General features: G+C 64.0%; 6 protein-coding genes. 2 read left to right on the top strand and 4 right to left on the bottom strand.

The features are described from left to right. Positions 1-157: 157 nt before the first annotated feature. Positions 158-2986, bottom strand: coding sequence for an AMP-binding protein (locus M1105_RS20120; protein ID WP_249582168.1), 2829 nt, complete (start codon positions 2984-2986; stop codon positions 158-160). Between the two features lie 97 nt (positions 2987-3083). On the opposite strand from M1105_RS20120, the gene M1105_RS20115 reads away from it, so the two are divergent. After that, positions 3084-3437, top strand: coding sequence for a class I SAM-dependent methyltransferase (locus M1105_RS20115; RefSeq protein ID WP_249582167.1), 354 nt, complete (start codon positions 3084-3086; stop codon positions 3435-3437). A 556-nt stretch (positions 3438-3993) separates the two neighbouring features. On the opposite strand, the gene M1105_RS20110 is transcribed toward M1105_RS20115, so the two are convergent. Genes M1105_RS20110 through gntH form a run of 3 tightly spaced genes read right to left on the bottom strand, consistent with a single transcriptional unit; the run spans position 3994 to position 8471 of the window. Continuing rightward, a complete protein-coding gene (locus tag M1105_RS20110; protein ID WP_249582166.1) occupies positions 3994-5256 on the bottom strand; it encodes a HupE/UreJ family protein in 1263 nt (420 codons plus the stop codon). Beyond that, the gene (locus M1105_RS20105; RefSeq protein WP_249582165.1) at positions 5253-7121 is read right to left on the bottom strand and encodes a hypothetical protein; all 1869 of its coding nucleotides are present in this window, start codon (positions 7119-7121) and stop codon (positions 5253-5255) included. The genes M1105_RS20110 and M1105_RS20105 overlap by 4 nt, the downstream gene beginning before the upstream one ends. Positions 7122-7127: 6 nt before the next feature. Continuing rightward, a complete protein-coding gene (gntH, locus tag M1105_RS20100) occupies positions 7128-8471 on the bottom strand; it encodes a guanitoxin biosynthesis MBL fold metallo-hydrolase GntH (protein ID WP_249582164.1) in 1344 nt (447 codons plus the stop codon). A gap of 185 nt (positions 8472-8656) precedes the next feature. Between gntH and M1105_RS20095 the strand changes: the two genes are divergently transcribed. Next, positions 8657-10003 carry a tetratricopeptide repeat protein gene (locus tag M1105_RS20095; RefSeq protein WP_249582163.1) on the top strand — a complete coding sequence of 449 codons (1347 nt, stop codon included), beginning with the start codon at positions 8657-8659 and terminating at the stop codon, positions 10001-10003. The last annotated feature ends 183 nt before the right edge of the window (positions 10004-10186 follow it).

Here is a 10186-nt window from a genome sequence, read left to right as displayed (position 1 = left end):
GAAAGCATCGTCCGGATGGGCCGAAGGCCGACCATGAACTAACAATCACCGTGGACCAATCAAGTTGGGCTGCTCACCGCCACTTCATCGAGCATTTTCCGGACACGGTTTGTCTGAGATCAGAGCTATTGGCATGAGACCGTCCGGCCTGCGGTATTCAGAGCGCCAAGAGCTCCGCCTCTCCGCACCCATCTAAAATGATTTGCCGGGCAGCATCGCGGAGCCGGATGGCAGCGTCGAAGTCGGTTCCGTCGGGCCAGATGGCCGCGCCAATTGAAACCTCGACGTCGCCGCGCCGCGCCGCCCAGTCTTCACCGCGCAGGATTTGCCGAGTGCCTTTTAGCGCTACCGGGACTATCGGGATCGAGGCGCGCGCGGCAACGATGAAGGCGCCGAGGTGAAAAGGCAGAAGACCTGGCGCCGGTTGGAAGGTGCCCTCGGGGAACATGATAACTCGCCGGCCCTTCTGGACGGCGTCGAAGATCCGTCTCTCACCTGCCACACTGTCAACTGACGCATCGCGCGTCACAAAGATCGTAGCGAGTCGCCGAAGGAACGGACCGGCGATGCGCGCATCCTCCAGTTCCTGTTTCGCGACGAAGGTCAGTTCGCCGGGCAGCACTGCCGAGAGAACTAGTCCATCGATATAGCTGGAGTGATTGGCGATGATCACGGCCTCTGATGGGAGGGGGGCGCTCCGACTCACCTGGACTCGGATACCATGGAGCGCCAGGAGGAGTCGGGAGAGCCGATGCATTAGTGCCCAGCGCAACCTCCGACCGGGAAGGAGCAGGATCAATGGCCAGGTAACCGCGCCGAAGAGCCAGAACAATGCTCGCCAATAAATAGCATATGCGAACCGGCGGGATATTGCTGCGATCTCGGATACCCGGATCCTCACGGCTGCAAGCGCCAGTCCGGCAACTTGCATCCTGATACTCTGCCCGTGCTTGCCCAGGGAGTTCTGTTCGTAGAGCTGTCGAGCGCGGCTGCGGCGGATCTTACCGCTCGACGTCTTGGGGAGGGTTCGGGCCGGCACGAGGAGGACCTCTTCAGGTGGCGTTTGCAATAGCACCGCAACCGCCGCGCAGGCCTCTTCCCGAATATGACTCCGGGCGTGCGCGTCCGTCTCGCGGGTCTCGGCGACCACGACGAGACGCTCCGTTCCGCTCTTTGGGTCGGCCACACCGAAAGCCACCACGCATCCTTTGCGGATGCCTGAAACATTTTCGAGCGCGCCCTCGATCTCCTGCGGATAGATATGCTGCCCGGCGCGTATGATAACGTCCTTTGATCGGCCGGTGACGAAGATGTCGCCATCCGCCAGATAGCCGACGTCGCCGGTGTTTAGCCAACTCCCATCGAAGAGCTCTGCGGTCTTCTGCGGGCTATTGAAATAGCCGGTCGTTGAGGACGGTCCGCGGAACTGAATTCGTCCTTCCTTCCGTTCCCCGATTTCACCGCTTTCGCCGACGATGCGGATCTCGTGGCCCGGCAGTGGCCGTCCGCAGGCCACCACCTCCAGCACCTGAGCGGTCTCGGCCGTGGCGGGCAAGGCATCGCCCGTTCTTTGCAGACGATCGCGGTCGACCCGATCAATCACCGGACCGCGGTCCATCGGAGGAAATGCAAGGCCTACGGCGTTCTCGGCTAGGCCATAAACTGGTGCCATTGCGCCCACTCGGAGGCCGTACTTGCCAAACCGCTCGCTAAACCGTCGCACCGTGGCGGGCCTGACGGCCTCGGCGCCGTTGGCGAGTAGGCGGAGGCTGCTCAGATCGAGGCCTTCCAGCGTCCGGTCGTCGATCTTGGCGAGGCAGAGCTCGAAAGCGAAGTTCGGTGCCGCGGAGAGGGTGCCGCGATACTGGTGAATGGTCCAGAGCCATCGCTGCGGCTCCATCAGAAAGCGCTGCGGCGACATGACGACCAACGGCACCCCATAGTGGAGGCTGCCTAGCCAGGCGCCGATCAAACCCATGTCATGATAAAGCGGTAGCCAGCTGACGAATATGTCCTGCCGGGTCGGCTTGATCACGGCTCCCATCGCCCGGATATTCGACAGCAGTTTTTCGTGGGTCAAAACCACGCCCTTCGGGTCTCCGGTGCTCCCGGAGGTGTACTGTAGGAGTGCCACGTTGCTCGCGCAGACTTTGGGCAGGGGCGCCGCACTGTTCGTCGACAGGGTTTCCACAGTCCGAACGCTCCGCACCGATGGCACGAGCATACCGAGAAGCTGTGCGGCAGCGCCCGCCGCTGGATCTGCAATAAGTTGCACGGCGCCAGCATTATTCAAAATTCCGGCCTGTTGCCGGAGATGCGCTCCTATCTGAGCCGGGCGCGACGGGGGATAGATCGGCACCGGCACAGCGCCTGCGAAAAGAACCCCAAAAAATGCGACAAAGAAGTCTTCGCTAGTTGGCAGCATGATTGCGACGCGGTCACCTGGAGCCACGTCATGCGCGCGGAGGTCTCGCGCCAAAACCCGCGCGCTCCCGGCCAGCCCGGAATAGGATATGAGCTTAGTTGCTGCGTCCCCGAGAATTAGCAGGTGCGCGTTCTCGCCGTGCCGCTCCGCATGCCAGTCGAGCGATTGAGTGAGGCTGGAGACCGCTTCCGGTGCGGATCGCACACCTTCGATGCCGGCCTGTCCAGCTATTGCTTCGCCGCCGCCGTGTCGAACTGCGGCGTCCGGAAGCGCATCCAGTATGTCGCGAAGGGTCTCGGCCTCGCCGAGCAGGCGCTCAGGCAGGCTGACCTTGCAGGCGCGCCCGACCCGCAGAAGAAGTTCCGCGCGGGACAGGCTGTCGAAGCCCCAGTCGCGATCGAGCGATGCGTCAAGATCGACGCGACCCGGCCGCCTGGCAGGGTAGATTTCGGTCGAGAGCTGCGTGGCGAGATCGACGAGGTCGACTTTCTCTCGATGCGAGTCGTCACAATCTGAGGCCAGCGACAGGCGCTTTTCGATCCCCTCACGGACGGTCGGCATTGGAGTTCCTTTTGGGGTAGTAGCTCTGAAAAGCTTCACTGCGCCACCTCAACGGCCGACGGCTATAAAAAAGCTAGGGCATGGCTCAGGTCCTGCATTGAGCGACATCAAGGGTCGACCAATATGCATCGGACCGCACAAGATCTGGACCAGATTGTCGCGGGTCACAGGCCTCAACTACCCGACAAGCGTGATCTCCGCTGCCGAGGCGCGCACCGAAAACAAGCGTTACCGGCTGAGCTTTCGGACAGCAAACTTCAACACCATGAAACCGAGCACGGAAACCTATGATACGGTCCTGTCAATGGACACGCTCTACTGGGCAACCGACCTCGAAGCTGTGCTTAGCGTTCTGGCTGAAAGTGTCGCGTCGGGCGGACGCATGGCAATTTTCATGAATCATCATGTTGGTGTCGGGGAAGCGGCGGCGGACCTTCATGCAGAGCACTAGAGCTTGGCCAAAGCTGTCGCTGCGCTGGGCATAAATGCCAAAATAATAGACTTCTCAGCGAATATCGGGGGTTCTGGGAACGGAACTATGCTGCCGCCCTAGATCTTAAGGATCAGTTCGACGCAGAGGGCAACGGGTTCATCGCTGCGAGCCTGATCCGCGAGTCCGAGGTGGACTATTTACCTGACATCCGCGAGGGAAGGATCGCGCGATACCACTTTCTGATTGATGCTCGATAGCACGAGCCATGCCAACCTGATGTTTGAGTTCCGCATCGGGCTCGAAGCCGCCTTTCTGCAGTGCAGGAGCGCGGGCTTGAACCTTGCGCCATGAGCAGCCATTGGCAAGAAGCAGGTTTTTCTCTGTTTTCAGTGGGCTAGCGCGCCCTGGGGACCTTCAGCGGTCGTAAGCGGTCGTCGGACGAATTGGGCCTGACCGACGGCTCTGAGCCCAAAGCGGCCGGGTTGAAATAGCGGCATTCGCTCATGACGCGAACCGCTAGCCCTCCTGGACGAAGCCGAAGCGGACACATGCGGAACCAAAGCATGCGATGGTGTCAGCCCAAAAAGGCGCCAGAACGCTCGATCACCCAGACCGATGCAATTGCGGAAACTGACAACGCCACCGCTCCACGCGCTCCGATCCAGACGTTTCCGGGCATCCGACGAAGCACGATCACTGCGGGCCAGACCAAGGCCACGATCGCCAGCTGACCGAACTCGACGCCGACATTGAAGGCGAGCAGACTTTGCCAGACATTGCCCGCGTCGATGCTGAGGATCTCCCGGAGCATAAACGAGAACCCGAACCCATGCAGGAGCCCTATCGCCGCGGTGACAGCGACGGCGGCCAGATTGCCGCGCTCCCGTCCCGGAGTTCGAAGCATGGCGTCGGCGGCAGCGTAGATGATGCTGAGCGCGATGGCGGTCTCGACGGCCGGTATGAACCAAGGGGCGGAGGGGGCAAGCCCGAAGAAGCCCATGATCAGGGTTACTGTATGGCCGACCGTGAAGCCGCTCACGCGGGCCAGAAGAGCGCCAAACGTCTGGGCGCCGATCACCATGCAGATCACGAAGAGGACGTGATCCACTCCTTCGAGGATATGCCGCGCCCCCTCGATCACGAAAGTCGAAGCCGCCGCCGCAACCGAACCCGACAGTTCGATCGGGTCGGACATGAGCCCGGTGGCGCGATATGTGCGCGTCGCATCCCCGCGGTGGTCCAGCACGAGATTGGCCGTGTCCTCCTGCCCCGGGAGGCCGGGATCGGCGGTTGTCGACAACCGATAGGTCCCGACCGGGGCGCCTGCCGGCACATGCAGGTGGATGTCCGCGACGGCATCGCCGACATAGGTTTCGCCCGCATCGGCGGGGAACGCGGATCCGGAGCCCAGAGCGCGCTCCGCCTCTTCGCGGGTGGCGAAGCCAGGCTCCATGCCGATCGGGTGGACCCGGACGCTGACGACGTCGCCCCGAAGCGCCCTGCCTTCGGTTTCGATTCGAAGGCTGTCGGCGGCGAACTGGCCGAGGCCATTCGGATCGGCGCGCAGTTGGTCGGCCGCCACCGTGTGCATCAGCACGCCGCCTTCCATTCGGGTGTCGGTGAACGGCGCCGGCGCCGGCGGACCATCTCCGTCCGACGGCCCCACCTTGTCGGCGACGAGATAGGACATTGGTGTCCGGAGGAAGATGTCGAGCCCGTCGGGGCCATGGACCACATGGAAGATCCTGACATTCATGTTCAGCTTGAAATGCGCGAGCACGGTTCCCGGCAGCATGAGCGCGAGGAGAGCGATGGAGAGAACGAGCAGCCGCCTCATGATGTCGCCCCTTGGGTTTCGAATTGGGCGCTCAGCACGGTCAGCCCGTCGAGGAACCAATGGCCCTGCGTTCGTGTGACTTCGAAGAGCGCGCGATAGCTGACTTTCCGGCGGTGCAGGTGGCCCCAGTGACCGCCGCTGACCTCGGCGCTCCAGCTGGCCAGAATCTGGGTTCCGGCGCCGTCGGAAGCAGGCGTGATTTCCTCGATACTGAGATCGGCCATGCCGTCGGTTAGCGCGCGGGCGCCGGAGGGGAGGGAGACCGACAGGCCACGGCGGAGCTCGGACCCGACCGCGTTCCGGTGATCTTCAGAAACGAACGACGCCAGCGCCGCGTCGTAGCCGCTCGGCCGAGTCTCGAGCATGGCGGCGCTGACATTGTCCAGTACGCCGGACAGTATTGCGTGCGCGGCTTCGGGAGTGGGCGTGGCGCCCCGCGGAAGCGCGATCCCGGTCGAGACCGGAAAGGCGGCGACCGCGGCGATGAGCACTGCGCCCGCGGCCGCAATCGAGGCAGACCTCCACCTGCCGCCGGTCCTCAGCGCTGACCATCCGGCGACAAGTCCGGCCATGAGCAGACCGATCGAGGCGAGCGGCAGAGTGACGACACTCGCGGCCGTCACGGTGATCGGCTTCGACTTCGGTTCCTCCCAGACCGTCAGGAAGTTCGTCCAGCGCACCGTCGGGTCGTCGGGACGGACCTGCTCCGGGACGCCTCCGGCCGGATCGACGAGAGTGACCGGCACCATGGTCGCGTCATCGGGAAAGAGCTCCCATGTCATCGCCACCTCGTCGGCCAGCGATGGCCGCGGATACGACAGCACGAGACCCAAAAGCGCGGTGGCGCGGTCCGTCTCGGGGACGTCTTCAAGCACGCGCAGACCCTCGACCCCGACCGCGATCTGCGACACGCGGATGTCGGCCGGTTGGACGCTCTGTCCGTCGATGGTAACCGGGTTGCGATCCGCGAAGAAGGCGGCCGCGCGCTTCTCGACCTCCGCCATCTGCGCGGCCGTTAGGGTCGCGGCATCGCCCACGCCGAGGTCGGTCCACTGCTCAAGGTCGCGCAGCCGGAAGATGATCTCGTGCCGGACCTCCCGAGGCTCCATCGACAGGAACGACATGAGCGGCGACTTGTGGTGTCGCGTCATGACGGGGTTCTCGAAGGCGCTAAACCAAGGATCTTCCCAGTCGAGCCGCAGCGTCTCCGGCCGGGACAGATAGCGGTAGTCGGTGACCGGAACGCCCATGTGCTCGACCAGGGCACCGAGAGACGCCAGAGGCATGCCGTCCGCATCAAGCGGCGGCGTGAACGTCACGGTGTCGGGACGGCCGGCAAACGGGAACTCCAACTCGACGTAGACCACCTCTGCACTGCGCGGGCGGGGCGGAACGACAGCGGTTGCGGCGCTGACGCGGGGCTTGCGTTCCCGGACATCGACCACTCGGGTGACCGGGGCAAGCGGAACGCCATCCGCCGCGATCGTCAGCGTCCGGCCCGTCCGCTCGGCCAGCGAGGTTTCCGATCCATCGTCCGGCGTGACGAAAAGGGGGTAGTCCTCGAGATCGATCTCGAGCGTGGCGTGGACCCGGTCCTCGAGAACGGCAAGCTCGACAAAGCTCGGCGCGGTCTCACCGCCATACGGGGAAACGAGGTCGGCGGCCGCAGGCCACGCGAACATCAACCAGCAAACCGACAAGACGAGCGAGCGAACAGCCAGCATGATTGTTGCGCCCATCCATTGCAGCCGCCCGACAGGCAGCCCCGGTTTCTCGTCGCCGTACCGCCACATCCACCAAGATGACGCGCCAAGCAGCGGGACGAAGACGGTCGGGCCGAACGAGGAGACGGCCCGACCGTGCACCCCGGCCTACTGATCCCCCGGATAGGGGAACTCGCGGCCGAGCGCCTCGCTGGCTTCCTGGAAGATCGGACGCAGCACGGCGTCGACGTCGTCATACCCCGCCGTGGTGAAGTCCGAGAAGCCGATGTCGGCGATGTCGATGCCGACCTGCTCGGCGAACGCGGTCCGGTCGTCGAGCGAGGGCGGCTCGGCCGGCGCGGCGAGCGGCGGCGCCCAGGTCGCCTCTTCCACCGCGGCCATTCGAACCTGGATGTCGTCCTTGGTGACGTTCCAGACCATGTAGTCCTCCGCGAGGCTCAGCGGGCCGTCGTAGGTCTTGCGGATACGGTCGTAGACCTGCGGCGTCGTGTCGAAATCCTTGAAGAAGTGATAGGCCACGGCCATCCGGGGCCGGATGTCGCTCATGACCTTGCCGAACGCCTCGGGCGCGGTGTGGACCTGCGTGCCGACGAGCAGCGCGGATTCAGGCGTAAAGCCCATCTTGTTCACCAGGTCCGGCACGGCGATGAAGCATTCGTGGATCGCGATGTCGGCGTCTTGCGCGTATTCGCGGAACCACTTGTTGGGGTAGGTGTCGGAGCTGAACACGAACTTCAGGTCGTTCCATTCCAGCGCGAAACTCACGGCCCCATCGATAGCATGGATCGCCGGGAAGCTGCGGATCACCACGCCGTTCTCGTCGTAGATGACTTGGTTCTCGCCGCGGAAGTCGAATTCCGTGACGTCCATCCGGTAGCCGCGGAAGTCGACATTGCCGGCGCGGCCGGCCATGTCCCAGGTGAGCATCTGCATCATGCCCTCCAGCGCGTAGGCCGTACCCAGCTCGGGAATGGCGCCGCTCGGCCCCCAGACGCGCAGGGGCACGTTGCGGCCCATAAGTGCGCCGCCGATGAAGAGATCGTGCAGCGCCCCGAAATGGTCGGTGTGCAGATGACCGACGAAGACCTTGTCGAGGTAGTTGTAAGGGATCTGCAGCGACGAAATCCGCTCGGCCGATCCCGAGCCGATGTCGAACAGAAACTTGTCTCCGTTGCCGAGCTCTACCAGGAAGCATGCGGCGGCCTGCTTCGCGCGCGTGGTCGGCATGCCGGTCCCGCAGGCGATGACCCGCATCTCGTCCGGCGCCAGGTCTTCCGAGTTCGGGAAGTACACCTCGCGCTCGCGGTCCCTCACCCTCGTCGGCGACACCTCCGGCTCCGCCTCCTGGGCATAGGCGCGTCCGAAAAGCGCCCTTTCCAAGCCGTCACCCACGGCCCGCGTCGCATGATCGGGCGCAACCGCCCAGAATCCAAAAGCCAGACCGCCGGCGAACCACGCCGACAGCTTCGACGCTCTGCCTCTGTCAATCATCAGGACTCCCCCCACACGCGGGAACGATACGGAGATCAAGTCCCGATCTCCCGCGGCGATGCTTCAGTGCTTATCTGCTGTTTGTTCCCCAGGCCCTGGCCTTCACGCACGTGAGTCACAGTGACTCAAATCGTGAGTCACGTCAGCGGAGGGCGTGATAGTGTTGGGGATGAGGGGTATTTGAGATGCGTTCGAAAATCTCGGAGGTTTCTACGGACGGCGACGCCAGACGCCGGGCGCTGGACAGGCTTCTCGTCGACCCGGCCTTCGAACGCGGCGGGCGATTGCGAGACTTCCTGACCTATGTCGTCGACGAGGAGATCGCCGGCCGCGGCGACGCCATCCGCGCCAAGACCATCGCCCAGGACGTCTACGGCCGCGACCCCGCCGACAACAGCGATCCGGAGAACGTCGTCCGGGTCGATGCCCGTCGCCTCCGGCAACAGCTGGAACTGTACTACGAGAGGGCCGGGCGATCCGACCCGTTTCGAATCCATCTCGACCCGGGAGGATACCGGCCGCGGTTTGAAGAGATAGAAATACCCGAGGTGCCGCGTCAAAGCTCCGTGCTTCGCAGCGTGGCGGTGCCGGCTGGGGTTTTCGCGTCGGGCGCGGCCGTCGGGGCCGCACTTTCGCTCCTGCTCACGACGAACGCTCCCGAGCCGACCAACACGGCCGAGGTCGCCGGTTCGCGGCACGACTCTCTGCGGGTCCTTCGCCGCGCGGCCATCTTCGAGAAGTCCGCCGCCTCTCTCCAGGCGGTCAATCTCGCGGAGCAGGCGCGCGAAATGATCTTCCCGATCTTCGACCGGCCACTTCAGGAGCTGGTCCTGACGGTCTTCCAAAGGGTGATCGAGCTCGATCCGGACTACTTCGGCGGCTACGCGGGGGCCGCCCAGATCCTCGGCGCACTCGGCGTGACGATCCCGCCCGGCGTCGACCGGGAGCGATACCTTGAGCTCGCTCAGGATATGGCAAATGAGGCGCTCCGTCTTGAGCCATCAGGCGCATGGACCCAATCCGCCCTTTCCTGGGTGGCGTTTGGACGCGGCGACTATGACAGGGCGCTAAGCCTCTCGCGCCGCGCGTCGGAGCTTGATCCGGACGATGGACATGTTCTGGACTTCCATGGGGCCGTCGCTCTGTTCGCTGGAGAGTTCGAGGAGGCCCTCAGAATTGCTGACCGAACGAAGCTGCAGGGCGGCAGCAATCAACGTTTCGCCAACCGCAACATCGCTGGCGCGGCAAATTTCCATCTCGGGAACTACCGTGAGGCTTTCGAGACCTTCGAAGAAGCGACACGGTTCGGCGACCCTTTGAGCGCCCCGTCACTGGCCTACGAGGCTGCCGCCCTCGCCGCCATGGGTCGAACCCGCGACGCCGAGGCCAAGGTCGCCGAGCTCACCCGTGCCTGGCCCGGTACCCCGGTCGACCAGATGCTCACTTCCATTTACCGCGACGACGCGCACGCCATGGACGTGATCGATCGGATCGTGGCCCTCGGATGGCAATCTCCTTCGTCGGAGCAGTAGGCGTTAAAAAAGGTCGGAAGAGTCGGAATGTCCGCTATCAACCCGTCCGGTGCGGCGGCACCGCTTTGACGAAGTCACCCTTGCATTCGCAGCGAACGACCCCTTCGTCCGCGACTCGGTCATCCGAGGTAATCTCGTCGTCGCTGACGCGGTGAATGGCTGCTTTTCGCGCGGCGCCGCAGC

Source organism: Thermohalobaculum sediminis (assembly GCF_023487995.1).
In the GTDB taxonomy this organism is placed as follows: Bacteria; Pseudomonadota; Alphaproteobacteria; order Rhodobacterales; family Rhodobacteraceae; genus Thermohalobaculum; species Thermohalobaculum sediminis.
This window is presented reverse-complemented; position numbering and strand designations above follow the sequence as displayed.